The following is a 24,695-nucleotide window of genomic DNA, read 5'->3' on the forward strand; positions in this document are numbered from 1 at the left end:
GTGTTCGACGACCACGCCCTTCGGCCCGCCGGTCGAACCCGAGGTGAAGCTGATGTAGGCCGCGTGCTCCGGCCGGTGGGTGCCGATCGGATCGGCTGAGAGTTGTTCGATGACGTGGGTTACCAGGGGGGTCAGAGTGGCCATGCCGTCTCGGACCGAGGCTCGGGAGCCTGCGAGGTTGACCACCAGGGTGCTGCCGGAGACTCCGACCAGGCCTCGCGAGACACCCGCTTCGACCGCGCCTGCTGCCAGGCCGGACGCGCGGAGGGCTTCCGCGATGCCCGGGATCGGGCGGTCCAGGACACCGGCCGTGGCGTCCGGGGTGACGTCCCGCGGCGACACACCGGTGCCGCCGACGGTGATCACCACGTCCACGCCGCCGATCACCGCGGTGTTCAGCGCGTTGCGGATGTCCACCGTTTCACCGGCGACCGCGACGGTGCCGTCGACGATGAACCCGGCCTCTTCCAGCAACTCGGTCACCAGCGGACCGATGTTGTCTTCCTGCTCGCCCTGTGCGACCCGGTCGTCCACCACGACCACCAGGGCCCGTCCCAAACGCTGCGCGCTGCGTTCCATGTCGGTAACCGTAGTGCCAAGGGGCGGGCTGGTCAGAGCAAGCGAGTCCGTGACTTCGGTCAACCCCCGAGGCCCCGCCAAGCGAATCCCGTCCAACATGTTCCTCCCCATCCCAAAGACCCGACCACTCAACAGCGGCCCAGTCAACGAACCCAGTCCTGCCCTACGTTTTCGTCCCTAGAAACGCCATGAAGCGTTCTGAAGTGCCTCGGCCTTGACCTTGTCGGTCATGGTCTTGAACTCGTTCTTGATCTTTTGCCTTGGAAACGCCGAAGGCGTTTAGCCCACCCCCGCAAATTGCACCTCCAAGAAAAACGAGCCCGGAAAACAGAATCCCGAACCGTCGACCGCTCCGGGGGCACGGAGGGGGCAGGCCAGCCCGGTGGGCGGTCGACGGTTCGGAACGCGGCCCGGCGGTGCCGGGCCGCGCGTTCGGTTACCCCTGCCCGCCGAGCGTGGCGTCCACGGTGCGCTCTCCGCCGTTCCCGCCGATGGTGATCTTGACGCGGTCGCCCGGGGCGTGCGAGCGGACTGCTGCCACCAACGAGTCGGGGTCTTGGATCGGCCGGTCGTCCACCTTGGTGATCAGGTCACCGCTGCGGATCCCGGCCTGTTCGGCGGAGCCACCTGGCACGACGTTGCGGACCAGTGCCCCCGGCTGGTTGCCGGCGCCGATCAGCACGCCGAGCGTGCTCTGGGTAGCCGAACCGTGGTCCTTCAGCTCGGTGGCGATGCGCTTGGCCTGGTCGATCGGGATCGCGAAGCCGAGACCGACCGATCCTGCCTGCCCCTGGCCGTTGCTGGGGCTGTAGATCGCCGAGTTGATGCCGACCACGTTGCCGTCCATGTCGACCAGCGGACCGCCGGAGTTGCCCGGGTTGATCGCAGCGTCGGTCTGCAGCGCGTTGAGGACGGTGTCCTGGCTGCCCGACTCGCCGCCGGCGCGCACCGGGCGGTCCTTGGCGCTGATGATGCCGCTGGTCACGGTTCCGGACAGGCCGAACGGCGAGCCGATGGCCACCACCGGTGCGCCGACCGGCAGGTCGTCGCTGCGCCCCAGCTCGGCCGGGGTGAGCCCGCTGATGTTGTCGGCCTTGACCACTGCAAGGTCGGACTTCGGGTCGGTGCCGATCACCCGGACCTGCGCGGTGCGCCCGTCCTGGAACTGCGCGGTGAGCTGGCCGGCGGAGCCGTCGCCGCTCACCACGTGGTTGTTGGTCAGGATGTAGCCGTCCTCGCTGAGCACGATGCCGGACCCCTCACCGGAGCCGCGCGAGGTGACCATCTGCAGCTGGACGACGCTGGGCAGCACCTTCTGCGCGACCTGCTGCACCGAGCCCTGCGGCGCGTTGTTAACGCTGCGCGCCGGGCGCGGCTGGTCCAGCGACGTGGCACCTGACGACCGGTCGCCGCCGAACTGGTAGCCCACGAACCCGCCGACCCCGCCGCCGACCAGACCGCACACCAGCGCGAGCGTGGCCACGCCCGCGACGAGCCCACCGCGGCGGCCGTGCGCCTTGTGCAGCCCCGGCTGCACCGCGGTGTGCCCATCGGCGGAGGGCCAGGGCGCGTGCTGCGGGAACTGCTGCGTCGCATGCGGCTGCGCTCCCTGCGCCGCGTACGACTGCTGGTTCTCCGACGGCCCGTACGACGGCTGGCCCTCCGGCTGCGCCGCGTACTGCTGGGGCGAGTACGGGCGCTGTGACTCGGATTGCTGCGCACCGTAGGGCTGCTGGCCCTCCGGCTGCGGCATCGCGTGCGACTGGGCGGGATCCGGCTGCTGCGTCTGCGGTTGTTGTGGCTGCTGCGGCGGCACCCCGGCAGGCGGCGTGTCGCCAGTAGTGCCCGCAGGACTGGCCTCGGTCTGCGGCGTCGGCTCTTCCGGCTGGTTGCCGGAACCCGGGGTGTGATCGGTCATGACTCCACTTTGCGTCACGCGGCTGAGAAGTGCCTGAGACCGACCTGTGGAGCTGCCGGGCAAACGCTGATTCCGGCTGTGATCTATACCGCGCCAAACGAGTGCGTCAGACAGGTCCTCATGCCCGAAGGCGATCGGCGATCTGCTCCGGGGTGGCGTCGTTGATCCAGACGCCCATGCCCGATTCGGAACCGGCCAGGTACTTCAGCTTGTCCGCGCTGCGCCGCACCGAGAACACCTCCAGGTGCAGCCAGGACAGGTCCCGACCCACGCGCACCGGGGCCTGGTGCCAGGCGGCGATGTAGGGCAGCGGACCGTCGTAGAGCCCGTCCAACCGCCGCAGCACGTCCAGGTAGGTCGTCGCGAAGTCGTCGCGCTCGGCTTCGGTGAGAGCCGCGATGTCCGGCACCTTCCGGTGCGGAACGACGTGCACCTCGACCGGCCAGCGCGCGGCCGCCGGGACGTAAGCCGTCCAGTGCTCCGAGTCGACGATCACCCGCTGCCCGGAAGCGCGTTCCGCGGCCAGGACATCGCCCTGCACGTGACGGCCGTGCTGCGCCAAGTACTCCTCGGCGACCCGCAGCATCTTCCCGGTCTTCGGTGTGACGAACGGATATCCGTAGATCTGGCCGTGCGGGTGGTGCAGCGTCACGCCGATCTCCTCGCCGCGGTTCTCGAAGCAGAAGACCTGCTCCACACCGGGGGTTTCGGCCAGCGCAGCGGTCCGATCGGCCCAGACGTCCAAGACGTCGCGCACCCGGGACGGGCTGAGCGCGCTGAACGAGGAGTTGTGGTCGGAGGTGAAGCAGACGACCTCGCAGCGGCCGCTCGCCGGGGCGGACGGCACCACCGGCATGCCCTCCACAGTGGACTCCTCGCCGGGAATCCCCTGCGCGAATGACGGGAACTGGTTTTCGAAGACCACCACGTCGTAGTCCGGTTCTGGGATCTCGCTGGGCCGCCCCGGAGCGCTCGGGCACAGCGGGCACATCTCGGCCGGCGGCTTGTAGATCCGCGACTGCCGGTGGGCGGCGATCGCCACCCACTCGCCGGTCAGCGGATCCCGCCGCATCTCCGAGGCAGGGGCCTGCGGCGGCAGCTCGCGGGTGTCGACGGCCTCCCGGACCTGCGCCGGGTCGGCGTCGAAGTAGATGATCTCCCGGCCGTCGGCCAGCCGTCGTGCCGTGCGCTTCACAGCGCCGCCTCCCCCGCGATTCACACTGGTGGTCACGTTCGGAATTAATCTCACGTTCCGAGGTTTCTCGTGGCTAAGTTGCGCCACGGTCCCCTGAGGTGCGGTTGAGCTGTGCTGGGGTTGGCACGAGGTTGCTCATGACTCCTCCTCGGCGCCTTCGTGATCCGCCAGCTCCAGCTCCACGTGCTCGCCCAGCAGCTGCCGGGCTTCGGCTGGCAGGCCTTGGTCGCTGATCAGCAGATCGACTTCGTCGAAGTCGACGATCGTGGAGATCCCGACGGTCGACCACTTGGAGCTGTCGGCGACCACCACCAACCGGCCAGCCGCCTCGGCCAGCGCGCGGTTCGTCTCGCCCTCGTTGAGGTTCGGCGTCGTGAAGCCCGCGCGGGGCGCCATGCCGTGCACGCCGAGGAAGACCATGTCCAGGTGCAGTGAGCGCAGCGCCTGCACCGCGACCGGCCCGACCAGCGCGTCCGACGGGGTCCGCACCCCGCCGGTGAGCACGACAGTGCGGTCGGTGCGGCCACGTCGCTGCAGGGCGTCGGCCACGCGGACCGAGTTGGTCACCACGGTCAGGTCCGCGACGTCGTCGAGGTGGCGGGCCATCGTCCAGGTCGTGGTGCCCGCGGACAGTCCGATCGCCGTACCCGGGCGGACCTGCTGGGCGGCGAGCGCGGCGATGGCTTCCTTCTCAGCGAGCTGGCGCACCGACTTGGCCTCGAAGCCGGGCTCGTCGGTGCTGCGGCCGATCACCGAGGTCGCACCGCCGTAGACCTTCTCGACCAGACCGCGGCGGGCCAGCGCATCGAGGTCCCGGCGGATCGTCATGTCCGACACGCCAAGCCGCAGCACCAGGTCACCGACCTGCACCGCGCCGGTGCGCCGCACTTCGTCGAGGATCACTTCCTGGCGCTGCCGTGCGAGCACACCCGCCCCCTTGAGATCACGAACGAACAAGAACCAACACTACCTGAACGGGTGATACACAGAAGCGTGGCATAGTTCTACCGCTTCAGGCGTATTGCTGTTCATTGCTGTTCGGTCTGCGGGGTGTGCCCGGGCAGCGACATGCGCAGCAGGGCGCCGCCCTCCGGTGCTTCACCGGCCCAGACCGAACCGCCGTGCCGCTCCGCGACCTGCTTGACGATCGACAGGCCCAGCCCCGATCCCGGCAGCGTCCGCGCGTCCGACGAGCGGTAGAAGCGCTCGAAAACGTACGGCCGGTCCACCTCCGCGATGCCGGGACCGCTGTCGGCGACCTCCAGGACGATCTGCCCGGTGCTCTGATCCGGCAGCAGGTCCACCCGAACCCGGCCATCGTCCAGACTCCACTTCGCGGCGTTGTCCAGCAGGTTCAGCACCGCTCGCTCCAGCGCGGTGGCGTCGCCCATCATCACCCAGGGCTGCACCCGCACGTCGAACTCGGTGCGCGGCGCACGCCGTCGAGCCCGGCTCAACGCGCGTTCCAGCACGTCCACCAGGTCCACCGGCTCGTGCACCGCCTGCGGGGTGTCTTCCCTGGCCAGCTCCACCAGGTCGCCGACCAGCGCGGACAGCTCGGTCACCTGGGCCTGGACGTCGGCGAACATCTCCTGCCGGTCTTCCTCGGCGAGCTTCGGAGCGTCCGGCCGGGCCGAGGCCATCAGCAGTTCCAGGTTGGTGCGCAACGAGGTCAGCGGGGTGCGCAGCTCGTGCCCGGCGTCGGCCACCAGCCTGCGCTGCCGCTCCTGCGACTCTGCGAGCGCGCTGAGCATGCCGTTGAAGCTGGTCGTCAGGCGGGAGAGCTCGTCGTCGCCGTCGACCGGGATGGGGCGCAGGTCACCGGTCAGCGCCACGCGCTCGGTCGCGGCCGTCAGCCGCTGCACCGGGCGCAACCCGGCGCGCGCGACCGCCGTCCCGGCCGCTGCGGCGAGCAGGATCCCAGCGCCGCCCATCACGACCAGGACCACGCTGAGCTGGGCGAGCGTGCGCTGAGTGGGATCCAGCGACGTGGACATCACCAGCGCGGCGTTCTGCCCGGTCGGCACGGCGACCACGCGGCTGTTGGTGCGCTCGTCGGTGCGCAGGGACTGCGGCGCTTCGCCTCGCGCGACCGCGAGTTCCGCGAAGCTCAGCGGCGGCCGCTGGTCCTTCGGGCCGATCTCGGAGCCGTCCGCACCCAGCACGCTGATCTTGAAGTTCGTCGCGGTGAAGAAGGCCACCGGCACCTGCTGCAGGTCCGAGGTGCGCACCAGCGGCCCCTCGGCGGATTCCACCGCGCGTTCGGTCAAGTTCTGGTCCAGCTGCTGGTAGAGGCTGTCGCGCACCGTCACGAACGCCGCGACCGACACCAGCGCGACGGCTCCCGCCACGCACATCGCAGCCAGCCAGGTGACCCGATTGCGCAGCGAAACGCGCTGGAAGCGGCCTCTGGGCTGGTGCAGGCCGAGGTCCGGCGGCGGTGGGGCGGGAACGGTCACGGCGGCGTCTCGCGGAGGACGTAGCCGACGCCGCGGACCGTGTGGATCAGCCGGGACTCACCATCGGCCTCGGTCTTGCGGCGCAGGTATCCGATGTAGACCTCCAGGGCGTTGCCCGAGGTCGGGAAGTCGTAGCCCCACACGTCCTCCAGCAGGCGGCTGCGGGTCAGCACCTGCTTGGGGTGCGCCATCAGCAGCTCCAGCAGGGCGAACTCGGTGCGGGTAAGGCTGATCGGGCGCTCGCCGCGGCGGACCTCGCGGGTGCCGGGGTCCAGCTCCAGGTCGGCGAAGCGCAGCGCGGCCGGGTGGTCGTCGAGGCCGTCCTCCAGTGGGCTGGCGCGGCGCAGCAGCGCGCGGAGCCGGGCGAGCAGCTCCTCGAGCGCGAAGGGCTTGGGCAGGTAGTCGTCGGCGCCCGCGTCGAGCCCAGAGACCCGGTCCGAGACGGCGTCGCGGGCCGTGAGCACCAGTATCGGCAGGTCGTCGCCGGTGCTGCGGAGCCGCCGGGCGACCTCCAGCCCGTCGAGCCGGGGCATCATCACGTCGAGCACCATGGCGTCTGGCCGGCTGACGGCCAACTGGTCCAGGGCCTGTTGACCGTCCGCGGCGAGCTCCACCTGGTACCCGTTGAACTGCAGGGACCGACGGAGGGACTCGCGCACGGCACGATCGTCATCGACGACGAGGATGCGCATAGGGACAGTCTTACCCCTGGCCCTGAGAACGAGCTGAGAGCCTCACCTGACGACGCGAAATGCCGTGATGACCGTCTCATAGCCGGCCCGCGCCGATCACCCGCGGTGATCAGCACGGGCCGGACGGGTCACCCCTGGTGGAAGTGCCGGATGAGCGCGCGCGGCACCAGCTTGCGCTTCCCGTCGACCACGATCGGCACCAGATCCGGCGCCGCCGCCTTCCACTGCGACCTGCGGTGCCGCGTGTTGCTCCGCGACATCTTCCGCTTCGGAACTGCCATTGTTCGCTCCTCTTCTTCAATTCCTGTCTTTGAAACGCCGGAGGCGTTTAGCCCACCTACGGCGCTGGCACCGCCGCGGGTTCTCAGCGTTCGCCTGGCGAGGACGGCCCGGCCGCCGTGTATTTGGCATACATAAGGCTGGGCACCCGCAGTCCAGGCGGGCGCTGAGGTTCCGCTACCGGCACCGCCACGCAAAACGAGCTCGTCAGACGGGTACTTAAATCAGCGGGTCCGGCCGCCGTAGCGGCGGCGGAACTTCTCGACTCGGCCTTGGGTGTCGAGCACTCGTTGGTCACCGGTCCAGAACGGGTGCGAGTACGCGGTCACGTCGATCACGATCAGCGGGTAGGAGTTGCCGTCCTCCCACTCGACGCGCACGTCGGACGTCGCGGTGGACCGGGTCAGGAAGCTCTGGCCGGTGGCCCGGTCCTGGAACACGACCGGCCGGTACTCGGGGTGGATTCCGGGTTTCACGATGTCTCCTCGCGGTTCAGGGGTCGTGAGTGCGAAAGCCGGTTGGAGCCGGTTTCCGCACTCACGACCGGTTGTGCCGTTCGCCGGCGGCGTCGGCGGAGCGCTCCGCCGGGTCGTCGCCGCACGGGTCGGTGTGCCACTCGCCGAACGGGTCGGTGTAGTTCGCCCAGGCCTGCTCACCGGCAGCCAGCTCGTCGTCGGTCAGCAGGGCGTGGCGGAGGGCGTGGACGATGTCCTGCGGGTTGGCCTCGTGGGCGATCACGACCATCTCCTGCATCCGGTCGCCGTAGTAGTCGTCCCAGCTCAGCGAGGCCCTGACCTGACGTTCGGCGGAAACCTCGGCCCACTGCCCGGATTCCAGCGAGGCCAGCCACGGGCCTCCGTGCGCGATGCCGAGCCCACCGCCAGCGGACTCGATCCACAGCGCCACGTCCGGCTGGCTGGCCACCCAGACCCGGCCGCGGGTGCGCACGACGCCGTCGAGCAGCACGTCGATCGCCTCGTGCAGGCGCTCCGGGTGGAACGGCCGGCGCTCCTCGAACAGCACCGTCGACACCCCGGCATCGGTCTCCAGCGACGGCTGACCGCGCAGCAACTGCCCCTGCGGCCCGTCGATCTCACCTCGCCGCGCACCGCCCGGAATCCGCCCCAACAGCGCGGCGACGTCCAGGTCCACACGCGATTTCAATGGAAATCGGACGTGCGATTTCCATTGAACTTGCGTGACCGGAGCCGTCGGGGTGAGCCGGGCGATCACGGCTTCGGTGCGCACCTGGGTCCAGCGGTCCTCGGCGTCGCCGAGCAGCACGATGGCGTCGGCGAACTCGACCTGGCCGACCGCGACCTGGGCCACCGTCCGCTCGTCGTCGGGACTGCCGCCGATACCGCGCTCGACCAGCTCGTCCTCACCGGTCGCATCGGCCAGCCAGGTCGCCGCGTCGACCGCGGTGATCACGGCTTCGACGCGGACGTCGGTGATCAGCGGACGACCGTCCACCTCGACGTGCTGCAGCGCCCAGCAGATCATGTCCGGCTCGAGGGCCGAGTCGAGCTGCACGACGATCCTGCTCACGTCCGGCGCGGCGGTGAGCCTGCGCAGCAGCGGCAGCAGGTCCTCCCGCAAGGTGCAGGACACGCAACCGTGCGCCAGCTCGAGCACCTCGACCTGCTCGGAACCTCCGTGGCGGATCAGGCGCCGGACCACGCCTTGGGCGACTTCGCGCAGGTCGTGGTGCACGAGCGCGGTGCCGGCCGGATCGTCGCGCCGCACCGCCTCGGCGGTCGACGCGGTCTGGTCCGCGCGGATCCCGGCCACCGCGATCAGCGGCGTCCAGCGGTCGGACTGGGTTTCCATCCCCACCTCAATCGACAACGGTTTTCATCTACGTCGACCACACGGTACCCTCGTCCGAGTCATAATGAAAATGGATGTCATTATCGAGAGGAAGGTCATGTCCGTCCGCTGCCAGGTGACCGGGATGCGCCCCGGTTACGGCAACCAGGTCTCCCACTCCCACCACCGCACCCGTCGACGCTGGCTACCCAACGTCCAGCGCAAGCGCTACTGGCTGCCCACCGAGGGCCGCTGGATCCGGCTGCGGGTGTCGACCAAGGGGATGAAGACGATCGAGAAGCGCGGCATCGAGGCGGTCGTCGCCGAGATGCGCGCCCGAGGAGAACGATTCTGATGGCCAAGAGCACCGACACCCGCCCGGTGGTCAAGCTGCGCTCCACCGCGGGCACCGGCTTCACCTACGTGACGACCAAGAACCGCCGCAACGACCCGGACCGGATGGTCCTGCGCAAGTTCGACCCGGTCGCGCGCAAGCACGTGGAGTTCCGCGAAGAGCGGTAGCCCCCGGTCAGGACCCGTGAGCACTTTTCGTTGCTATAGCCCCGCAAAGTGCTCACGGCTGCCCAAGCCGAACACTGCTGGAAGACGAGAGGAAAGGCCAGTGGCCAAGAAGTCGAAGATCGCCCGCAACGAGCAGCGGCGGGCGGTCGTGGCCCGGTTCGCCGAACGGCGGGCTGAGCTGAAGAAGATCATCGCCGCTCCGGGCACCAGCCCCGAGGAACGCAGCGCGGCCCAGCTCGAGCTGCAGCGGCAGCCGCGGAACGCGAGTCCGGTCCGGGTGCGGAACCGGGACGCCATCGACGGTCGACCCCGCGGGTACTTCCGCAAGTTCGGGGTGTCCCGGGTGCGGCTGCGCGAGCTGGCGCACTCCGGCCAACTGCCCGGCGTGACGAAGTCGAGTTGGTGAGCCGTGCCCAAGACCGACCGGCGCACGTTCCGCCGCAAGCCCAACCTGCTCCAGCGCGAAGGGGTCACCGAGGTCGACTGGAAGGACACGGCGCTGCTGCGCAAGTTCGTGTCCGACCGGGGCAAGATCCGCTCCCGGCGGGTCACCGGCCTGACCGTGCAGGAGCAGCGCGAGGTCGCCAAGGCGATCAAGAACGCCCGCGAAATGGCGCTCCTGCCCTATCCGAGCGGCCGCAAGTAACAACCCGGCGGGGGTGGCGGTTCGGCTCGATGCCGCCACCCCCGTCCGCTCGTGATGATCCGGCAGGCAACATAATCGCGATGACGATCACCGGACGCTCCCAGTTGACCGATCCCGCCCCCGCCGCCGACCTCTACGAGGTCATCAACCGCCGCCGCGACGTGCGCCGCGAGTTCACCGGCGCCGAGATCCCCGAGCCGGTGCTACGCCGCGTGCTCACCGCCGCGCACAGCGCGCCCAGCGTCGGGCTGTCCCAGCCCTGGGACTTCGTGCTGGTCCGCGATCAGTCCACCCGCCGCGCCTTCCGCGAGCACGTGCTCGCCGAGCGCAGCGTGTTCGCCGCGCAGCTCGACGAGGAACGCGCCGGAACGTTCTCCAAGATCAAGGTCGAGGGCATCGCGGAGTCCTCGCTCGGCATCGCCGTCACCTACGACCCGAACCGCGGCGCGCCCCAGGTGCTCGGCCGCCACGCGATCGCCGACGCCGGCCTGTACTCGGTGTGCCTGGCCATCCAGAACCTGTGGCTGGCCGCCACCGCCGAAGGTCTGGGCGTCGGCTGGGTCAGCTTCTACCGCGAGGAGTTCCTGCGCAGGTTGCTGGGTATCCCGACCGGAGTGCGACCGGTCGCGTGGTTGTGCGTGGGCCCGGTACGTTCCCTCGCCGATGTGCCCGACCTGGAACGACACGGGTGGCGGCAACGGCTGCCGCTGGAGCAGGTCGTCCACTACGACAAGTATGGTCACGGACGCAGCCGGTAACGTGTAACCCGGCAAGACGGCACCGGCACGCGAATCCACGACGGTGCGTTCCTTTGCGAGGAAGCGGTGCAGCACGATGACCCACTGATGGTCGGCTACATCCCGGCCCAGGACCGCCAGGTGCGGTTCTTGCTGGACTGCGGCCGTTTCGTCGAAGCCGACGCGGCCTTCGACGAGCTGATCGCAGTCGGCGCCAACCGCGTCGACGAGCAGTGGGATCGAGCGGCTGTGCTGGTCTCGCGTGCGCAACTGACGTGGCGGCTGGGGCGCATCCCGCTCGCGCTGGAGCTGCTCGCCGAGGGCTGGACCGCGCTCGACGCGCACCATCCTTCGGGTGCGGGCGCGGCCCACACCCTCAGCATCCTCGGCTACCTGCTGGAAACCATCGATCAGCGCGGCAACGCGCTGGACATGATGACTCTTGCCGTGCAGATCGCCCGAGGCAGCGAGGACCGGGCGGCGTTGGCCCACTGCCTGAACCGGGAGGGACAGGCGCAGGTGTTCCGCGCCGTGAACTGCTCGCCAGAGCACGCCGCAGTGCACTTCGCGCGGGCCCGCGATCTCTGCGGCGAGGTGCAGGCGATCGCGCAACCGGGGCTGGTGAAGCGCTCCGCGATGGCCGTTCTCGGGCGAGCACTGGCCGGGGTGGGCGAACTGGAGGCTGCGGAGCGGACCGCCCAGGAAGCACTCGAGCTCGGCGTGGCCGCCGACGACTGGTTCAGCGCGTCGTTGGCGAACTGGGCGCTCGCCGTGGTGCGTCGCGAGCAGAACCGGCTGGAAGAGGCGCGCACGCTGGCCAGCCGGGCGCTCGACAGGGCGGAGCACGTCCGGTTCACCAACCTGATCAGGCAGTTCTCCGTCGACCTCGCGTCGATCTGCGAGGAGCTCGGCGATCCGGTCGGCGAAGTCGCCGCGCTACAGCGAACGGTCGCCGCGAGCAACACGGCGATCAACGTGCTGCAGGCAGGTCTGGGGCAAGCCCTGGAACAGCGCCGCGTGGCCGTGCAGGCGCAGCGCATGGCGGCGGCCGCGCAGGAGGCCGCGCTGCGCGACCCGCTGACCGGCCTCTCCAACCGCCTGGGACTGGAACGGCGCGCGCCCGCACTGCTGGAGAGCACCGCCGCTGCCGGGCAGGTGCCATGGCTGGTGCTGCTGGACGTCGACTGGTTCAAGGACGTCAACGACCTCGGCGGGCACACCGCGGGCGATGTCGTGCTGCAAGAGGTAGCGCACCTGCTGCGCCACGAATGCCGCGCCGACGACCTGATCTGCCGCTGGGCCGGGGACGAGTTCGTGGTGCTGCTGGTCGGCTCCAGCGAGGAATCCCGCGAAGCGGGGCCGGTGGTCGCCGAACGCATCCGCGCAGCGGTGCACAACCACGACTGGCGCCTGGTGCTCGGCCGGATCACCAAGGCGCCGACGGTGAGCATCGGCGTCGCAGCGGGCCCGGCGAACCTGGACCACCTCTTCGCGGCCGCGGACATCGCCCTGTACCGGGCGAAGCGAGCGGGCCGCAACCGCGTGGAGATCGATACGAGCCCGGCATCCGGCCCCTCGAGCACGGCGTCGTGAGCGGCGGCGGTGGTCCTCACGACCATCGCCACTCACGAGATCAGCAGCGCCCACCGCAGTACTAGGATCGACCGTCATGCGCACCGCGCGAGAGCCCTTCCGGACATCGAATCACCCCTCCCCACCAGGTAAGATCAACGTAGGGAGCCGGGAGCCGGGAGCCGGGAGCCGGGAGCCGGGAGCCGGGAGCCGGGAGCCGGGAGCCGGGAGCCGGGAGCCATGAACCGGGCGCGTCGGTGGGATTCCGCGCCGGTCGAGCGGCGAGTACTCGGCGTCGTCCGCACCCTGACCGCCCTGGACCGTCTGCTGGACGTGCTGCCGCTGCTGGCCGACGACATGCGGGTGGAAACGCGGTTCACGGTCGCGGCGGGATCTGAGTTCGCGACGAACCTGACCGAGCAGCTGCACCGCTCCGGCGCCCAGGTCGTGTCGTGGGAGGACGTCGGCAAGGACTTCGACCTGGCCATTTCCCCCAGCGGCAACGGCCCGCTGCACGAACTCGAAGCGCCGGTCCTGACACTCCCGCACGGCGCCGGCCACAACAAGCTCCGCGCCACCGAAACTGGTGTCGCAGAAGAGGTTTCGGGACTCTCCCGAGCGCAGCTCGTGCATGAGGGCCGCGTGGTCCCGACGGTCATCGGACTGTCGCACCAGAACCAACTGCCCCAGCTCCAACAGCACTGCCCGGAAGCGGTGCCGCGCGCTGAAGTCATCGGCGACCCCTGCTACGCCCGCCTGACCGCCAGCCTCCCGATGCGGGAGCAGTACCGCAGCGCCCTCGGAGTCGGCGACCGCAAGCTCGTGGTCGTCGCCTCGACGTGGGGACCGCAGTCCCTGTTCGGCGAACGCGGAGACCTGGCAAAACTGCTGACCACGGCCTTACCGGCGGATCATCGGACGGCACTCGTGCTGCACCCCAACGTCTGGGCCAAGTACGAACAGCTCCAACTCGAAACCTGGCTGCGCACAGCCCTCCGCAACGATCTGCTCCTGGTGCCCCGACTCCGCAAGTGGCAGGCCGCGCTCATCGCCGCAGACGTGGTGGTAACCGACCACGGATCCCTCGCCCTGTACGCGGCATGCCTCGGAAAACCGTTGCTACTAGCGGCATTCGGCGACCACGAGGTGGCACCGGGCTCCCCGGTCGAACTGCTCGGCCAACGCGCTAAGCGCCTGGACCCGACCGGAGACCTGCTGGCTCAGCTCACCGCAGCAACCCCGGTCCCAGATCACCAGCAGCTAGCCGAGATGTCCTTCCAGGAAAAACCCGTTCAACACCTGCGCGAACTGATCTACCGCCGCCTGGAACTACCCGAACCAGCCTGGCCAGCCCGACCGGAACCGGTCGACCTGTTCACTCCGCGCTGAGCTTCTCCCGGACCCGCTCAGCCTTCGGGCTGTGCGACTCCTCGTAGATCGCCAACGCTTCGGCGAGGAGTTCCTGAGCTCCGGGACGTCCGGTCGCGTTGAGCGAGTCGGCCAGCAGCTCCAGTGGCTCGGCCAGGTCGAAGGACGCTCCGCGCTCTCGGATCGCTGAAATCGACTCTTGCAGCAGGGAAATCGCCTGGTCGTGCTGGTTGAGAACCTGGTGGGCGCGGGAGGCGGCGACGCGGATCCGAGCGGGGGTTCGCTTGTCCTCGGGGAATTCGGCGGTCCGGTCCAAAGCCGTCCCCAGCACCTGCAGAGCTTCGTCGTACCGCTCGAGACCGGAGAGCGACTTGCCGATCAGATACTCCTGCAGCGCCATGCCGCGTTGCTGGCCCAACTGCTCGTTGAGCTGACGTGCGCGCTCGAAGTTCTCGACGGCTGCGGCGAATTCCTCGCGAGCGTGCAAAACCTTGCCCTGGAACTCCAGCGCAGAAGCCAAGATGCGCCGATGGCCAGCACCTTCAGCTGCCGAAACAGCTTGCGCGCACTCCACATCCGCCTCGTCCAGCTCTTCGCACTCCATCAACAGCTGGCCGCGCAGGCTGCGCATCCGGGCCTCAGCGACCAGATCGCCCAGCTCCGTCGCCGACGTGATCGCCAGCCCCAAGGCCGCGAGCGTGTCCGAGTAGTGCTTGTCCTGGTTGTGCAGGGCCCACAGCGGTCCGTCGCAGAGTGCGATCACATCGATGTGGCGCGCACTTTCGGCCGCCAGCCGGACGATGCCGAGCAGATTGACGCGCTCGCTCCGCAGCCACTCCAACCCGGTCTCCGCCGTGAACGGGTTCTCCTCGTCCAGGTCCTCCTCGACGACGCGGAGCCGGTCGGGTGGTGTCACCGCCCGATCCGCGAAGCCGCCTTGCTGCCGGTACCAGGCGAAGAGGCGCTCGACGGCGTCGTCGGACTGGCCACCGTTCACCTCGAGGGTTTCCGCGGCGTGCTGGCCCACCAGGGCGTGGAGCAGGAACTGCTCCTGATCGTTCTCTTCCACCAGACAAATCCTGTGCAGCTCGGCGAGATGGGTTTCGGCGTCGATCTCGTTGAGACCGGCTAACGCCGCGACCGCCCCCACCGGCAGCGCGAACCCGCTCCAACGCCCCAGCAACGCGTACAGCCCGGCTTCTGCTCGCGAGAGCTGCGAGACCAGGAGATCCAGCTCGGAGAACGCCTCGCGGAAGTGCTTGCGCCGTCGGCTCTGCTCAGACAGCTCCTGGACCACGCGCGCAATGCGCCAAGACGTCCGCCGGTTCAGCAGGCCGACCATCACGTGCAGCGCGATGGGCAATCCACCGCACTGTTCCACCAGCTCCCCAGCGGCGTCGGGCTCGGCATCAACGCGTTCCCGCAAGTTGTTCCGCCGCAGGTAGTCGAGCGCGTGCTCGCGCTTGAGCGGCTCCAACCGAATCGGCTCAACGCCATCCGCGACGAGTTCAGCGCTGTCCTGGTGGCTCGTGCACAGCACGAAGCTCTCCTCCGACGCGGGCAGCAGCTTCACGACATCTTCCAGCTCAGCCACGTTGTCGAAGAAGAACAACAACTTCTGCTTCTGGGTCCGGCTCCGCAGCAGTGCCAACTTGCCGCTCGTGGCACGCGGAATCCGGTCGCCCTCGACGCCGAGCGAACGCAGGCAGTGGTCGACGGCGTCGTCCAGCCCCCACCGCCCGAGCTCGAAGTCGAACGCCACCTGCCCGTCCGTGAACACGTCGATCTTCCGGTGCGACCAGTGCGCGCCCAACGCGCTCTTCCCAACACCGTGAAGCCCGCTGATCACCGCACACCCCGCCCGACCGCGCCGCGGCTGGTCGAGCAAGCCGTCCAGCACGGCCACCGGAGCTTCCCGATCGACGAAGTTGGCCGGCGCGGCAAGCCACTGCCCGCGATCCTCGGTCGGCCCCTTGGCGTGCACGTGCACATCCCCGTAGATCGCCCCGGCCTGCACCAGGTTGTCCACCGACCCGTGGTTCACGTTGCCCATACCCCACCCCAGAGGCGCCGAACGGTAACGATCACCTGACGATACGCGACAGGCGCCTGCGCGCGGGCGCGGTCCGCCACCCCACCACGTGTCGGCCCCGAACCCACCCCAGGTACGCTCCAGTCAGGCCCTCGTAGCTCAGGGGATAGAGCACCGCTCTCCTAAAGCGGGTGTCGCAGGTTCGAATCCTGCCGGGGGCGCAAGCCAGGTCAGCCTGCTGACCTGCGGCGGGACGCCAGATCGATGATCTTGGCGCCGCCGGTAAAACCCCCGAATGGGGGCAAAATGGGGGCAGCATCGGGCGCCTGCTCCCCGTCGAGGGCTGCGGCGACCGCTGCCCACCGCTCGGGTGCCGCCTCGGCCAGTGCGCGCACCGCCGCGGCGATCGCATCGGAACTCAGCTCATCCGGAGTCGGTTCCGGGCCGCCGATGATGTCGCGCACCTGTGCCCAGCGGGCATCCGCCAGGTGCGCGTACCGCATGGTCGTCGTCCAGGATTTGTGACCCAACAGCGCCGACACCGTCTCGATGCCGGCACCATCCTGGATCAGCCACGACGCGTACGTGTGCCGCATGTCGTGCGGCGTGACTCCTGCCAGCCCCGCGCGCTCCGCGACGGAGTCCCAGTGCCGACGGCGCACGTTCCCGTAATTCAGCGGCGTTCCGACCTTGGACGCCAGCAGCAGCGCCCCGGTGCAACGTCCCCCGCCACGGTGCCGGGCCCGGCATCGCTTCGGCGGATTCCGCTCCACGTAGTCGTCGAGCCGGCCGCCGAGCCGCTTCGTGAACGGCACTCCTCGGCGGCGACGCCCCTTCGGGTAGGGCTTGATCTCGCTGCTGTGCTTGTCCCAGACCTCTTGCACCTGGATCACGAGTCGCTTGGTGTCGACGCGTTCCAGGTGCAGCCCGGCGAGTTCTCCCCATCGCAGACCGGTCTCGGTACCGATGTCGATCAACAGATCGAGTAGTTCGCTGTCCTCTGTCGCGACTTCGCGGAACCGTGCCACATCGGCGCGCGTCATGAAGTACTCGTCATCGGCGGTGACCGTCTCCAGCTTGATCCCGGCGCTCGGCGAGGCCGGGATCAGGCGCTCGTCGACCGCGCCTCGGAGCGTGGTGCCGAACGTGGTGACGATCTTGTTGATGGTGCGGGGCGCAAGGGGTTTGGGTTCTTCTCCCTTCTTTGTTCCCTTGGCATGTGTTTTCCGGAGCACCTTCACCCAGGACTTGATCGCGGCTGGCTCGATCTCATCGAGCGGCACCGCACCCCAGTGCGGGCGGATGTGCTGTTCGATGCAGGACACCGCGCGCTGCCGGGTTGACGGCTCCGCCGCCCAGCCGTCTAGCCACTGGTCTACCCATGTGCCCCACGGCGTACGGCCACCGTCGATGTTGATTGCACCAGGCTTGCGCTGCTTGTCTTCCTCGATTGCAGCGAGCCGCTCCGCCTCACTGGCGTGTGAGTAGGTGCCTCTGAGGTACCGCTTCCGCCCCTGCCTGTCCCGGTACACACCGCGGTAGCGCCCGTTCGGTCGTTTCTCTGACCATGCCATGCAAACACCTCCTTTTCTGTTGCGAGAAAAGAAAAAGCGCGCCTGCGTGGGCGCGCTGCTGTTGCGTGTTGGCCTACTCGGTAGCGCCCTTGTCGAGCAGGTCGCGAAGCGTGATCGCTTGGTCCGTCGTGAGTTCGATCGGTTCGACCCCGACGGCCCCCTCAAGGGTCAGCGTCACGAGGTGTTCTCGGCGGGGTGATCGGTGATGTTCGGTGCATACCTGGATCGTCCAACGCGGATTCCGGGTGTTTGCGTACCCGATCTGCCGGATCTGTGCACCGCCCGATTCGCTGTCCCCGCTCACTTGCCTCTGCCCCATTCCATCGTGGACTCCTAATGCCCTATGTGCATTGGAGCACGCGAACGGGAGTTCGAGCACTAGCCGGAACGGGGGACCCCGTGCGCTCATCATCACCTCTGCCTGCGGTAACAATTACGAACCCTGGGACGATTCGCCCAAAAGTTCGAGTTCGGCAAGTCGGCGCGCCACCTCGCGACCGAGCTCGTCGGCCGAGAAGTCGCGCAGACTGACCGGCGCCGGAAGCCCGCCGGGCACCTCATGTGGAAGCAGAATCCCGGCCGCCACAAGCCCGTGCCAGATCGGGCGATCAAGGTACTCGCAGACAGTGCGCACGGCATCGACGCCGACACCACCCTTGCCGGTGGCCCAACGGCTCACGCGTGTGTGGTCGATGCCAGTGCCCCTGATCAAGTCAGCACGAGTTAGGCCGCGTTCGTCGAGCTGGCGCTCGACCCACTTCCACCATGTGCTCATGCGCACATAGTAGGAGCTTGCACGCACGCACAGGCAGCCCTTCGAGGCGTAGACCACTCTCCGAGCTGAATTACACCCATGTAATTACTCCGTGCGCACGCGCACATTTAATGCGTGTGCGCGCACGCACGTGATACTGTGCGCTCATGCACATCGCATCGGCCCCGAAATCGGGCCCTATCCACATCCGCACCGACGCGCTCAACCAGCGCCGGGCCGCCGCAGGGCTTCACAGCAACTACGCGCTCGCCCGAGCAATGGGCGTGCAGCACACCACCGTCAATCGCGTCCTGTCCGGCCGTATCGCCCCGGGCCCGGTCGTGATCGCCGGGCTGCTCCGCGCATTGCCTGGCGCTCGCTTCGAAGACCTCTTCGCGATCGACGCCGCCAAGGACGCGGCGTGAGCTGGCTGACCCCCGCCGACGTCGCGGACCACACCGGGCACCACGTGGTCACCGTCTACCGGGCGCTGGAATCCGGCCAACTCCACGGCCACCAGCCGCGCCGCGGGGCACGTTGGCGGATCGCCGAACCCGTCGCTGATGCGTGGGTGACCGGCCTTCCTCAAACCGATGCCTGCGGCTGCACCACCGCCTTGACTCGCGGGCGCAAAACCGCCTAGCCCCAACAAAAACGCGGGCCGCCGCTCCCCTCCAAGAGCGCGGCGACCCGCTACCACGAGAGATAGGAGCTCTCAATGGCTGCAACAAAGCCTATCCCGCCGGAAACCGACGCCGAACGCACCGACGTGTCGCCGACCTTCCTTGAGGCGCTGGGCATGCACACCGAATCCCGTGCCCGCGCCGACCACGACTTGGTCGAGCAGGACAACCGCGCCTGGCTCGCACTGCCCGGTCGGCACTGCAACGGCGGCGCCTGGTACCCGTGCGCCACGCCCGGAGTGTGGGAACTGCGCGGCTACATCGGCCGCGCGTTCTGCACCTTCCACGCGGCGCGGCTGCTGATCGCCGACCAGCTCGCGGCGGTGACCCGATGACCGCCGTCGAGTCCGCCCCGCCGCTCTACGGCCCGGTGCTGCTGCCGCTGCTCGGCGCCCCGTGCGCCCTCTGCGCCCACGCCGCCCGCTACGTCGACGGTGACCGCCACGTGATCCACAACGACCTGCGCCTGCGCCCGTGCCAGCTGCCCCCGAACCCCACCACCGCACCCGCGGTTCCCACCGACTTCGCCGAGGTGACCCGATGACCGAAACGCTCGCCCAGCAGCAGGCCGCCGGACTGCGCGCCCTCGCCGACATGATCGAGGCACACCCCGAAATTCGGGCTACCTACCTCGGCGGAATCCACGGCATCCACGTGTGGCATCCGCAGAGCGCCGAGGAAATGGCCGCGATCGCCCGCGCCGCGTTGAAGCACGGAGCGAAGGTCGAGAAGGACATCGGCGTGAGCCTCTACAACCTGTCGATCTCGTGGGGACCGTTCAAGGCAATGGCTCTCGGCAACCGCGGCGCGGTGTGTGAGCGGGTGGTCACCGGCACGGAGACCGTGACGCGGAAGGTGCCGGACCCCTCGGCCGTGGTGCCGATGATCGAGGTCACCGAAGAGGTCGAGACGTTCGAGTGGCGTTGTGCTCCGCTGCTGGCCGCCGACGCGGAGGCGGTGTCGGCGTGAACCTCAAGGATGCTGCTCTGCCCGCCGCAGTACTGCGGGTGCTGGAGGAACGAGTCAAGGCCGCCCGCCAGCAGGCCAACGTCAACGTCATCGAGTCCGGCGACCCCGAGGACCGGGTCACCGCTGTCCACAACGGACGCAAGCTCGGATCGGTGTCGATCAGCAAGGGCCGCCAGTCGGCACGGGTAAACGACCCTGAGCGCTTCGCCCGCTGGATCGCCGAGCACTACCCCGCCGAGGTCGAACACAAGACGATCGTGCGCGAGGCGTTCGTGAAGGCCGTCATGGATGCCACGAAGGCCGCCGGCCAGCCGTGCATGCCGGACGGCACCCTCGACGTGCCGGGCGTGGAGATCTACGAGGGCGAGCCCTACGTGACGGTGCGGCTCACCCACGAGGCGGCCGAGATCGTCGCCGAAATGGTGCGCACCGGCGCGGTGAGCCTCGACGGTGGCATGCCCGCGCTGCAAGGCGGTGCAGCGGAATGACCAACACCGACCGACTCGACGAGATCAAGGCCCGCGCCGCCGAGGCCACGCCGGGCCCGTGGGGCTGGTTCGGCAACACCGACGTGCGACACATCTATCTGTCCACAAAGTACTGGGGCAGGCAGATCGTGATGGACTTCGCCCGCTGGGGCATGCAGTCCGCGCGTCCGCGCTTCGCCCGGGGCCGGACCTTCCGCCCGAACCCTGGCGGTTGGCACGACTTCGACGGCTCCGCGCTCATGGTCGACGCCGACCAGCTCGCCCGCTTCGAGGTCGCCCCGAGCGCCACCAGCCGCACCGACCCCGCAGTCTACCGGGCCGACATCACCGGATTCCGGAACCCCGACGCGACGTTCATCGAGCACAGCCGGGCCGACGTCGACTGGCTCGTGGCCGAGGTCGACCGGCTGCGCGCCGCGATCGCCGCAGTGCGCAAGACCCACCAGCCCGACGAGTACGGCAACTGTCCCGCGTGCGGGGTCGACGCCTACGAGGACCCGATCCCGTGGCCCTGCGCCACCATGCGGGCCCTCGACACGCCGTCGGTGGTGACCACATGACGGCGTTGGTTGTGGCCTTCGCGCCCCGGACTGTCTGCCTGGTGTGCGGAGGCCACCGAGCCCTCAAAGCGCAGCCCCTAGACGGCCGCCCACCGGCGCGGACGCCGTGCCCGCTGTGCGTCGACCCCGAACCTCTGCGCGACTTCCTCGCGCCGATTTCCACCGGAGCACCAGCGTGAACACCGAACAGCACACGAAGTTACGGGAACCGTTCCCGACCGAAGTGATCGGCAACAAACCGAAGATCACATGCAGGGCATGCAGCAAGGCCGACGGCCGCGTGTGCGACAAGCACAGCGCATTTCGTTGCGACACCTGCGGGAACTTCATCACGAGCGCGCACATCCACCTGGAGTTCGTCGGCCACGCCGACCTCACCGACCGACTCCTGTCGGTCGACCCGGAGTGGAACTGGGAACCGATGGCGGTCGACGCCGCCGGACGGCCCGCGCTGGATGACAACAACGGGCTGTGGATTCGCCTCACGGTGTGCGGCACCACCCGGCTCGGATACGGCCACCCGGACGGCAAGCGCGGCGGCGACGCCGTCAAGGAAACCATCGGCGACGCCTTGAGGAACGCGGCCATGCGGTTCGGTGTCGCGCTGGACCTGTGGAGGAAGGAACCACACATCGAACCCGCCGCCGAGCCGCCCGCGTCCCCGGCAAGTAAGGCCCGGTCGCAACTCGCCGAGCAGTGCAAGGCCGCCGGGCTCGACTTGGACGCGGTCGCCGCCGAGTACCACGCCCGCACCAAGGTCGCGCTCGGCGACGAAACCAACGTCGAGTCCATCCGCACGTTCGCCGCGGCGCTTGCCGCAAATCCGTCGGCGGTGCTGGGGACCAAGGGTGGTGACGCATGAGCAGTACGCCGCACACACCAAGCGCGATCATCGGCGATTTCCTGCGCAGCGGAACGAAAGCGCTGGATCTCCACTACGCCGAGAACGTTTCGTTGGAAACCGCCCGCGACCTGCTGCGGGCCCTGGTGCCCGTCAACGCGCTGGCCATCGTCGCGCTCATGGCCGAGTTGGAACAGGTCGCGCCGGACCGTGCGCACCGGATCGCCGAACGGCTCGGCCACGCGTGGGAAGCAGGCGACGACGTGTGGGAACTCCTGCACGAGTGGCACGACCAGCACGCCCGCGGCATTCCGGTCGGGTTCGAGCCGCCCGCCACGCTCGATGTGGAGGTGCGGCGATGAGCGCCGGGCAGCTCGCGCTGGGCCTGGCCGACCGGCACGAGGGGCAGGCCGCCGCACTCGCGGCGGCCACCGCCGGCCACCGCGACTACCGACACCGGCTCGAAACCGCGCTCGCCGAATTCGTCGCCGCCCGCGCGCCGTTCACCGCCGACGACATCCGCCAGGCCGCCGGGGAACCCGACGATGATCGGCCGAACCTGCTGCCGTCGGTGATCGGTGTGGCTGCCGCGCAGCGCGTGATCGTGCCCGCCGGGGAGTACCGCAGCTGTCGCCGGGAACGCCGGGCGTCCCGCAACCGCGTGTGGATCGCATGCCCGCAGGAAGACGATGCCGCATGACCGCGCCGTATGAGCCGTTGTCGCCGGTGCAGATCGAGCAGAAGCTGCGCCAGTGCGTCACCGACCTCACCAAGGCCGAAGGCGCGTTGAGTACGGCGCGGGACGCCGAGACACAGGCCGATATCGCCTACCGCTCGGCGTACCGGCGGGCGATGCTGTCCCCGGACTGCCCGAGGGTCACGCGTGGCGGATACACCACCTCAGAGCGCGACGCGTGGGTGGACGAGCAGTGCGCCGAGCAGTGGCAGGACTACCGGATAGCCCAGACCAAGCGTGAGGCCGCGCAGGACCACTTGCGCACCGTGCGGGATGTGGCCACTGCGGTGCAGTCGCTCGGCGCGCTGGTGCGCACCGCCTACGCGATGGCGGGCACGTCATGAGCAAAGCTCCGACCGCCCACACCCGCACCGTCGTGCACCACCGCGCCGAACGCGGCGGCTGGCCGCTGTGCGAGCGCTGCGGGCACGCCCGCGGCACCAACATCCACCACCGGCGCCCGCGTGGCGCTGGCGGCAGCAAGGACCCGGCGACGAACCTGCCGTCAAACCTCCTGCTGCTGTGCGGATCCGGCACCACCGGATGCCACGGGTGGATCGAGTCCAACCGCGCCATCGCCTACCAGCACGGTTGGCTCCTGCGCTCCTGGCAAATCCCGCTCGACACCCCAGTGCGGATCCATGACCGCGGCCTGGTGCTGCTCGACGACGTCGGCGGCATGACCCCGGCTCTGCCGCTCGGGGGCGCGGCGTGAATCCCCGTGCACAACCGATCGCCGAGCGGGCGCGCTACCGGGCGTGCCTGCTCGGCGAGCAGCCCGCCGAAGTGCTCGACACCGCCGGCCGCGAGCGCCTAGTGGCCGAGCTGCACGACCTCGGCTGGACCGATCCCCAGATCGCCGCCCACTGCCGCATGACCACCTACACCACCGCGCGCATCCGCGACCGCCTGCGGCTCGCGCCGAACCACCCACGAAAGGAGGCGGCGTCCTGATGCCCTGGTTCCCCGTTGATGACGGCTTTGCCTTCCACCGCAAGGCAGTCCGAGCAGGTAACGCCGCGATCGGCCTGTGGACCCGCGCCGGATCCTGGTGCGCCCAGCAGCTCACCGACGGGTTCGTGCCCGAGGACATGGTGACCGTACTCGGGACCACCCCGCAGGCCGAGAAATTGGTGCGCGCTGGGCTGTGGGTGCGCGCCGAGGGCGGCTACCAGTTCCACCAGTGGACCGAAAACGGCCGGAATCCGACGCGCGAAGAAGTTCTTTTGCGCCGAAAAAAAGACGCCGAGAAGAAAGCGCGAGCACGCGCGGCGAAAGCGGCGAAATCCGAAGCGCACCAGGTCAACGAGGACTGTCCCCAGGGGACGCCCGAGGGACGCACCGAGGGACTCCCCGAGGGAGTCGGCTCTACCCCTCCCCTCCCCTCCACTCCACAAGAGAAGAAGACTTCGTCTTCTTCTGGGCCGCGCAAGCGCGCCACCCGCATCCCCGAAGACTTCACGGTCACTGCCGAAATGGTCACGTGGGCTCGGGAGAACTGCCCGAACGTCGACGGCCGTCGGGAAACCGAGATGTTCGTCAACCACTGGACGGCGAAGTCCGGCAAGGACGCCACCAAACACGACTGGGAACGCACCTGGCGGAACTGGCTGCTGCGCTCTCAGAAGGACGCAGAGCGCCGCGCACCCGCCCGCACAGGGCAAACCACCAAGGCGGACCGGATCGACGCTCTCGATGCGTTCCTGGTCCCGGATGAGCCCCACCTGCGCGCGCTACCGGGCGGTGCGGCATGAGCCTCACGCAGAACGAAATCGTCGGCGTGCTCAAGACCGCCACCGCCTACGACGGACGCCAGCGCGGCGAGGCCGACGTGGCCGCATGGCTGGACTCCGCCGCCCGCGCCAAGTGGACCTACCCCGAGGCACTGGAAGCCGTGAAGGACCACTTCGCGTTCGACGGCAGCTGGATCGGCCCCGCGGTGGTGACCAAGCGGATCCAGGCCCGCCGCGACGCCGCCGAGCGTGCCCGGCTCGCCGAGATCGGCGCGGCCAAGCGCGCCGAGATCGAGTCCGGCACCGATGGCGCAGCCGACCCCGACCGCGTCCGGTCCGCTATCGAGGCCGTGGCCGACCGGCTCGGGTGGCAGCGCAAGCCCAAGCGGACCCACGCGGCGCTCGCCGTCGCCTGCCCCCACTGCGGAGCAGCCCCCGGCCGCAAGTGCGCCCGCACCATCCGCCGCGGCCACCGCGCCGGCGAATTCGTGCCCCTGTCCACCGTCCACGACTCCCGCGTGGGCGCCTTCCAGAACGGAGACCGCTGAC

Annotated in this window: 34 protein-coding genes, 1 tRNA gene and 1 pseudogene; 23 read left to right on the forward strand and 13 right to left on the reverse strand. The window is 69.2% G+C overall.

What is annotated here, in order from left to right; translation table 11 throughout:
* From ACWCO2_RS24140 to mrf, 10 genes and pseudogenes are all read right to left on the reverse strand, one after another.
* Nucleotides 1-111 (reverse strand): AMP-binding protein (locus ACWCO2_RS24140; RefSeq protein WP_450130128.1); only part of this gene is annotated, 111 nt, incomplete at its 3' end.
* Nucleotides 97-579: pseudogene (locus ACWCO2_RS24145) on the reverse strand (MogA/MoaB family molybdenum cofactor biosynthesis protein); the annotation flags it as partial. The pseudogene ACWCO2_RS24145 and the gene ACWCO2_RS24140, both read right to left, overlap by 15 nt.
* Before the next feature lie 436 nt (nt 580-1,015).
* On the reverse strand, nt 1,016-2,497 hold the full coding sequence (locus ACWCO2_RS24150) for a S1C family serine protease (protein ID WP_450130031.1): 1,482 nt from the start codon (nt 2,495-2,497) through the stop codon (nt 1,016-1,018).
* A 118-nt stretch (nt 2,498-2,615) separates the two neighbouring features.
* The gene (gene galT / locus ACWCO2_RS24155) at nt 2,616-3,692 is read right to left on the reverse strand and encodes a galactose-1-phosphate uridylyltransferase (RefSeq protein WP_450130032.1); all 1,077 of its coding nucleotides are present in this window, start codon (nt 3,690-3,692) and stop codon (nt 2,616-2,618) included.
* A gap of 135 nt (nt 3,693-3,827) precedes the next feature.
* Nucleotides 3,828-4,619, reverse strand: a complete 792-nt coding sequence (locus ACWCO2_RS24160; protein WP_450130129.1) for a DeoR/GlpR family DNA-binding transcription regulator — start codon at nt 4,617-4,619, stop codon at nt 3,828-3,830.
* A gap of 101 nt (nt 4,620-4,720) precedes the next feature.
* Nucleotides 4,721-6,151 (reverse strand): HAMP domain-containing sensor histidine kinase, encoded by a 1,431-nt coding sequence (locus tag ACWCO2_RS24165; RefSeq protein ID WP_450130033.1) that lies wholly within the window; start codon nt 6,149-6,151, stop codon nt 4,721-4,723.
* Complete coding sequence (locus ACWCO2_RS24170) at nt 6,148-6,843, reverse strand: response regulator transcription factor (protein ID WP_450130034.1); 696 nt, start codon at nt 6,841-6,843, stop codon at nt 6,148-6,150. The genes ACWCO2_RS24165 and ACWCO2_RS24170 overlap by 4 nt, the downstream gene beginning before the upstream one ends.
* A gap of 128 nt (nt 6,844-6,971) precedes the next feature.
* On the reverse strand, nt 6,972-7,124 hold the full coding sequence (gene rpmF, locus ACWCO2_RS24175) for a 50S ribosomal protein L32 (protein ID WP_450130035.1): 153 nt from the start codon (nt 7,122-7,124) through the stop codon (nt 6,972-6,974).
* A 222-nt stretch (nt 7,125-7,346) separates the two neighbouring features.
* Entirely contained in the window at nt 7,347-7,598 is a 252-nt protein-coding gene (locus ACWCO2_RS24180; RefSeq protein WP_450130036.1) for a type B 50S ribosomal protein L31, read from the reverse strand.
* Between the two features lie 61 nt (nt 7,599-7,659).
* Nucleotides 7,660-8,952 (reverse strand): ribosome hibernation factor-recruiting GTPase MRF, encoded by a 1,293-nt coding sequence (mrf, locus tag ACWCO2_RS24185; protein WP_450130037.1) that lies wholly within the window; start codon nt 8,950-8,952, stop codon nt 7,660-7,662.
* Nucleotides 8,953-9,049: 97 nt separating this feature from the next.
* Here mrf and rpmB point away from each other — a divergent pair, with 97 nt between their 5' ends.
* From rpmB to ACWCO2_RS24220, 7 genes are all read left to right on the forward strand, one after another.
* On the forward strand, nt 9,050-9,286 hold the full coding sequence (gene rpmB, locus ACWCO2_RS24190) for a 50S ribosomal protein L28 (protein WP_270948581.1): 237 nt from the start codon (nt 9,050-9,052) through the stop codon (nt 9,284-9,286).
* Nucleotides 9,286-9,453 carry a 50S ribosomal protein L33 gene (gene rpmG, locus ACWCO2_RS24195; RefSeq protein ID WP_450130038.1) on the forward strand — a complete coding sequence of 56 codons (168 nt, stop codon included), beginning with the start codon at nt 9,286-9,288 and terminating at the stop codon, nt 9,451-9,453. The genes rpmB and rpmG overlap by 1 nt, the downstream gene beginning before the upstream one ends.
* A 100-nt stretch (nt 9,454-9,553) precedes the next feature.
* Complete coding sequence (gene rpsN, locus ACWCO2_RS24200; protein ID WP_450130039.1) at nt 9,554-9,859, forward strand: 30S ribosomal protein S14; 306 nt, start codon at nt 9,554-9,556, stop codon at nt 9,857-9,859.
* A gap of 3 nt (nt 9,860-9,862) precedes the next feature.
* Complete coding sequence (gene rpsR / locus ACWCO2_RS24205; RefSeq protein ID WP_450130040.1) at nt 9,863-10,099, forward strand: 30S ribosomal protein S18; 237 nt, start codon at nt 9,863-9,865, stop codon at nt 10,097-10,099.
* Between the two features lie 80 nt (nt 10,100-10,179).
* Nucleotides 10,180-10,857: a 5,6-dimethylbenzimidazole synthase gene (bluB, locus tag ACWCO2_RS24210; protein ID WP_450130041.1), complete on the forward strand. Its 678-nt coding sequence runs from the start codon at nt 10,180-10,182 to the stop codon at nt 10,855-10,857.
* Nucleotides 10,858-10,923: 66 nt separating this feature from the next.
* A complete protein-coding gene (locus ACWCO2_RS24215) occupies nt 10,924-12,429 on the forward strand; it encodes a diguanylate cyclase (protein ID WP_450130042.1) in 1,506 nt (501 codons plus the stop codon).
* Between the two features lie 219 nt (nt 12,430-12,648).
* The gene (locus tag ACWCO2_RS24220) at nt 12,649-13,797 is read left to right on the forward strand and encodes a hypothetical protein (protein ID WP_450130043.1); all 1,149 of its coding nucleotides are present in this window, start codon (nt 12,649-12,651) and stop codon (nt 13,795-13,797) included.
* Here the strand turns inward: ACWCO2_RS24220 and ACWCO2_RS24225 are convergent.
* Nucleotides 13,784-15,829 carry an NB-ARC domain-containing protein gene (locus tag ACWCO2_RS24225; protein ID WP_450130044.1) on the reverse strand — a complete coding sequence of 682 codons (2,046 nt, stop codon included), beginning with the start codon at nt 15,827-15,829 and terminating at the stop codon, nt 13,784-13,786. The genes ACWCO2_RS24220 and ACWCO2_RS24225 overlap by 14 nt on opposite strands.
* Before the next feature lie 127 nt (nt 15,830-15,956).
* On the opposite strand from ACWCO2_RS24225, the gene ACWCO2_RS24230 reads away from it, so the two are divergent.
* Nucleotides 15,957-16,029, forward strand: a tRNA-Arg gene (locus ACWCO2_RS24230).
* A 9-nt stretch (nt 16,030-16,038) separates the two neighbouring features.
* Here the strand turns inward: ACWCO2_RS24230 and ACWCO2_RS24235 are convergent.
* The gene (locus ACWCO2_RS24235) at nt 16,039-17,382 is read right to left on the reverse strand and encodes a tyrosine-type recombinase/integrase (protein WP_450130045.1); all 1,344 of its coding nucleotides are present in this window, start codon (nt 17,380-17,382) and stop codon (nt 16,039-16,041) included.
* Nucleotides 17,383-17,815: 433 nt separating this feature from the next.
* The gene (locus ACWCO2_RS24240; RefSeq protein WP_143060952.1) at nt 17,816-18,157 is read right to left on the reverse strand and encodes a helix-turn-helix domain-containing protein; all 342 of its coding nucleotides are present in this window, start codon (nt 18,155-18,157) and stop codon (nt 17,816-17,818) included.
* Nucleotides 18,158-18,303: 146 nt separating this feature from the next.
* On the opposite strand from ACWCO2_RS24240, the gene ACWCO2_RS24245 reads away from it, so the two are divergent.
* The 15 genes from ACWCO2_RS24245 to ACWCO2_RS24315 all read left to right on the forward strand — a co-directional run bounded on the left by ACWCO2_RS24245 (nt 18,304) and on the right by ACWCO2_RS24315 (nt 24,694).
* Entirely contained in the window at nt 18,304-18,561 is a 258-nt protein-coding gene (locus ACWCO2_RS24245; protein WP_245761149.1) for a helix-turn-helix domain-containing protein, read from the forward strand.
* Nucleotides 18,558-18,779 (forward strand): helix-turn-helix domain-containing protein, encoded by a 222-nt coding sequence (locus ACWCO2_RS24250; protein WP_450130046.1) that lies wholly within the window; start codon nt 18,558-18,560, stop codon nt 18,777-18,779. The genes ACWCO2_RS24245 and ACWCO2_RS24250 overlap by 4 nt, the downstream gene beginning before the upstream one ends.
* Nucleotides 18,780-18,854: 75 nt before the next feature.
* Entirely contained in the window at nt 18,855-19,154 is a 300-nt protein-coding gene (locus ACWCO2_RS24255; protein ID WP_450130047.1) for a hypothetical protein, read from the forward strand.
* Nucleotides 19,151-19,363 carry a hypothetical protein gene (locus ACWCO2_RS24260; protein WP_450130048.1) on the forward strand — a complete coding sequence of 71 codons (213 nt, stop codon included), beginning with the start codon at nt 19,151-19,153 and terminating at the stop codon, nt 19,361-19,363. Before ACWCO2_RS24255 ends, ACWCO2_RS24260 begins: the two co-directional genes overlap by 4 nt.
* Nucleotides 19,360-19,788, forward strand: coding sequence for a hypothetical protein (locus ACWCO2_RS24265; RefSeq protein WP_450130049.1), 429 nt, complete (start codon nt 19,360-19,362; stop codon nt 19,786-19,788). Before ACWCO2_RS24260 ends, ACWCO2_RS24265 begins: the two co-directional genes overlap by 4 nt.
* Nucleotides 19,785-20,276: a hypothetical protein gene (locus ACWCO2_RS24270; RefSeq protein WP_450130050.1), complete on the forward strand. Its 492-nt coding sequence runs from the start codon at nt 19,785-19,787 to the stop codon at nt 20,274-20,276. The genes ACWCO2_RS24265 and ACWCO2_RS24270 overlap by 4 nt, the downstream gene beginning before the upstream one ends.
* Nucleotides 20,273-20,836, forward strand: a complete 564-nt coding sequence (locus ACWCO2_RS24275) for a hypothetical protein (RefSeq protein ID WP_450130051.1) — start codon at nt 20,273-20,275, stop codon at nt 20,834-20,836. The genes ACWCO2_RS24270 and ACWCO2_RS24275 overlap by 4 nt, the downstream gene beginning before the upstream one ends.
* A gap of 175 nt (nt 20,837-21,011) precedes the next feature.
* Entirely contained in the window at nt 21,012-21,698 is a 687-nt protein-coding gene (locus ACWCO2_RS24280) for a hypothetical protein (protein WP_450130052.1), read from the forward strand.
* Nucleotides 21,695-22,039, forward strand: a complete 345-nt coding sequence (locus tag ACWCO2_RS24285; RefSeq protein WP_450130053.1) for a hypothetical protein — start codon at nt 21,695-21,697, stop codon at nt 22,037-22,039. The genes ACWCO2_RS24280 and ACWCO2_RS24285 overlap by 4 nt, the downstream gene beginning before the upstream one ends.
* A complete protein-coding gene (locus tag ACWCO2_RS24290) occupies nt 22,036-22,377 on the forward strand; it encodes a hypothetical protein (RefSeq protein WP_450130054.1) in 342 nt (113 codons plus the stop codon). The genes ACWCO2_RS24285 and ACWCO2_RS24290 overlap by 4 nt, the downstream gene beginning before the upstream one ends.
* Nucleotides 22,374-22,757: a hypothetical protein gene (locus tag ACWCO2_RS24295; protein WP_450130055.1), complete on the forward strand. Its 384-nt coding sequence runs from the start codon at nt 22,374-22,376 to the stop codon at nt 22,755-22,757. Before ACWCO2_RS24290 ends, ACWCO2_RS24295 begins: the two co-directional genes overlap by 4 nt.
* Nucleotides 22,754-23,128, forward strand: coding sequence for a hypothetical protein (locus ACWCO2_RS24300; RefSeq protein WP_450130056.1), 375 nt, complete (start codon nt 22,754-22,756; stop codon nt 23,126-23,128). The genes ACWCO2_RS24295 and ACWCO2_RS24300 overlap by 4 nt, the downstream gene beginning before the upstream one ends.
* Nucleotides 23,125-23,367, forward strand: a complete 243-nt coding sequence (locus ACWCO2_RS24305; RefSeq protein ID WP_450130057.1) for a hypothetical protein — start codon at nt 23,125-23,127, stop codon at nt 23,365-23,367. The genes ACWCO2_RS24300 and ACWCO2_RS24305 overlap by 4 nt, the downstream gene beginning before the upstream one ends.
* Nucleotides 23,367-24,167, forward strand: coding sequence for a hypothetical protein (locus ACWCO2_RS24310; protein ID WP_450130058.1), 801 nt, complete (start codon nt 23,367-23,369; stop codon nt 24,165-24,167). The genes ACWCO2_RS24305 and ACWCO2_RS24310 overlap by 1 nt, the downstream gene beginning before the upstream one ends.
* Entirely contained in the window at nt 24,164-24,694 is a 531-nt protein-coding gene (locus tag ACWCO2_RS24315) for a zinc finger domain-containing protein (protein WP_450130059.1), read from the forward strand. The genes ACWCO2_RS24310 and ACWCO2_RS24315 overlap by 4 nt, the downstream gene beginning before the upstream one ends.
* The last annotated feature ends 1 nt before the right edge of the window (nt 24,695 follow it).

Source organism: Saccharopolyspora sp. NPDC002376, assembly GCF_053593195.1.

Excerpts from the sequence above, each read along its gene's own strand:
- ACWCO2_RS24235 (WP_450130045.1), bottom strand. The coding sequence starts at position 17,382 with ATGGCATGGTCAGAGAAACGACCGAACGGGCGCTACCGCGGTGTGTAC.
- ACWCO2_RS24275 (WP_450130051.1), top strand. The coding sequence starts at position 20,273 with ATGACCAACACCGACCGACTCGACGAGATCAAGGCCCGCGCCGCCGAG.
- ACWCO2_RS24285 (WP_450130053.1), top strand. The coding sequence starts at position 21,695 with ATGAGCAGTACGCCGCACACACCAAGCGCGATCATCGGCGATTTCCTG.
- ACWCO2_RS24245 (WP_245761149.1), top strand. The coding sequence starts at position 18,304 with ATGCACATCGCATCGGCCCCGAAATCGGGCCCTATCCACATCCGCACC.
- ACWCO2_RS24300 (WP_450130056.1), top strand. The coding sequence starts at position 22,754 with ATGAGCAAAGCTCCGACCGCCCACACCCGCACCGTCGTGCACCACCGC.
- ACWCO2_RS24225 (WP_450130044.1), bottom strand. The coding sequence starts at position 15,829 with ATGGGCAACGTGAACCACGGGTCGGTGGACAACCTGGTGCAGGCCGGG.
- ACWCO2_RS24240 (WP_143060952.1), bottom strand. The coding sequence starts at position 18,157 with ATGAGCACATGGTGGAAGTGGGTCGAGCGCCAGCTCGACGAACGCGGC.
- ACWCO2_RS24150 (WP_450130031.1), bottom strand. The coding sequence starts at position 2,497 with ATGACCGATCACACCCCGGGTTCCGGCAACCAGCCGGAAGAGCCGACG.
- ACWCO2_RS24290 (WP_450130054.1), top strand. The coding sequence starts at position 22,036 with ATGAGCGCCGGGCAGCTCGCGCTGGGCCTGGCCGACCGGCACGAGGGG.
- rpmG (WP_450130038.1), top strand. The coding sequence starts at position 9,286 with ATGGCCAAGAGCACCGACACCCGCCCGGTGGTCAAGCTGCGCTCCACC.
- ACWCO2_RS24170 (WP_450130034.1), bottom strand. The coding sequence starts at position 6,843 with ATGCGCATCCTCGTCGTCGATGACGATCGTGCCGTGCGCGAGTCCCTC.
- mrf (WP_450130037.1), bottom strand. The coding sequence starts at position 8,952 with ATGGAAACCCAGTCCGACCGCTGGACGCCGCTGATCGCGGTGGCCGGG.
- ACWCO2_RS24260 (WP_450130048.1), top strand. The coding sequence starts at position 19,151 with ATGACCGCCGTCGAGTCCGCCCCGCCGCTCTACGGCCCGGTGCTGCTG.
- bluB (WP_450130041.1), top strand. The coding sequence starts at position 10,180 with ATGACGATCACCGGACGCTCCCAGTTGACCGATCCCGCCCCCGCCGCC.
- ACWCO2_RS24315 (WP_450130059.1), top strand. The coding sequence starts at position 24,164 with ATGAGCCTCACGCAGAACGAAATCGTCGGCGTGCTCAAGACCGCCACC.
- ACWCO2_RS24255 (WP_450130047.1), top strand. The coding sequence starts at position 18,855 with ATGGCTGCAACAAAGCCTATCCCGCCGGAAACCGACGCCGAACGCACC.
- rpmF (WP_450130035.1), bottom strand. The coding sequence starts at position 7,124 with ATGGCAGTTCCGAAGCGGAAGATGTCGCGGAGCAACACGCGGCACCGC.
- ACWCO2_RS24295 (WP_450130055.1), top strand. The coding sequence starts at position 22,374 with ATGACCGCGCCGTATGAGCCGTTGTCGCCGGTGCAGATCGAGCAGAAG.
- ACWCO2_RS24265 (WP_450130049.1), top strand. The coding sequence starts at position 19,360 with ATGACCGAAACGCTCGCCCAGCAGCAGGCCGCCGGACTGCGCGCCCTC.
- rpmB (WP_270948581.1), top strand. The coding sequence starts at position 9,050 with ATGTCCGTCCGCTGCCAGGTGACCGGGATGCGCCCCGGTTACGGCAAC.
- ACWCO2_RS24310 (WP_450130058.1), top strand. The coding sequence starts at position 23,367 with ATGCCCTGGTTCCCCGTTGATGACGGCTTTGCCTTCCACCGCAAGGCA.
- ACWCO2_RS24220 (WP_450130043.1), top strand. The coding sequence starts at position 12,649 with ATGAACCGGGCGCGTCGGTGGGATTCCGCGCCGGTCGAGCGGCGAGTA.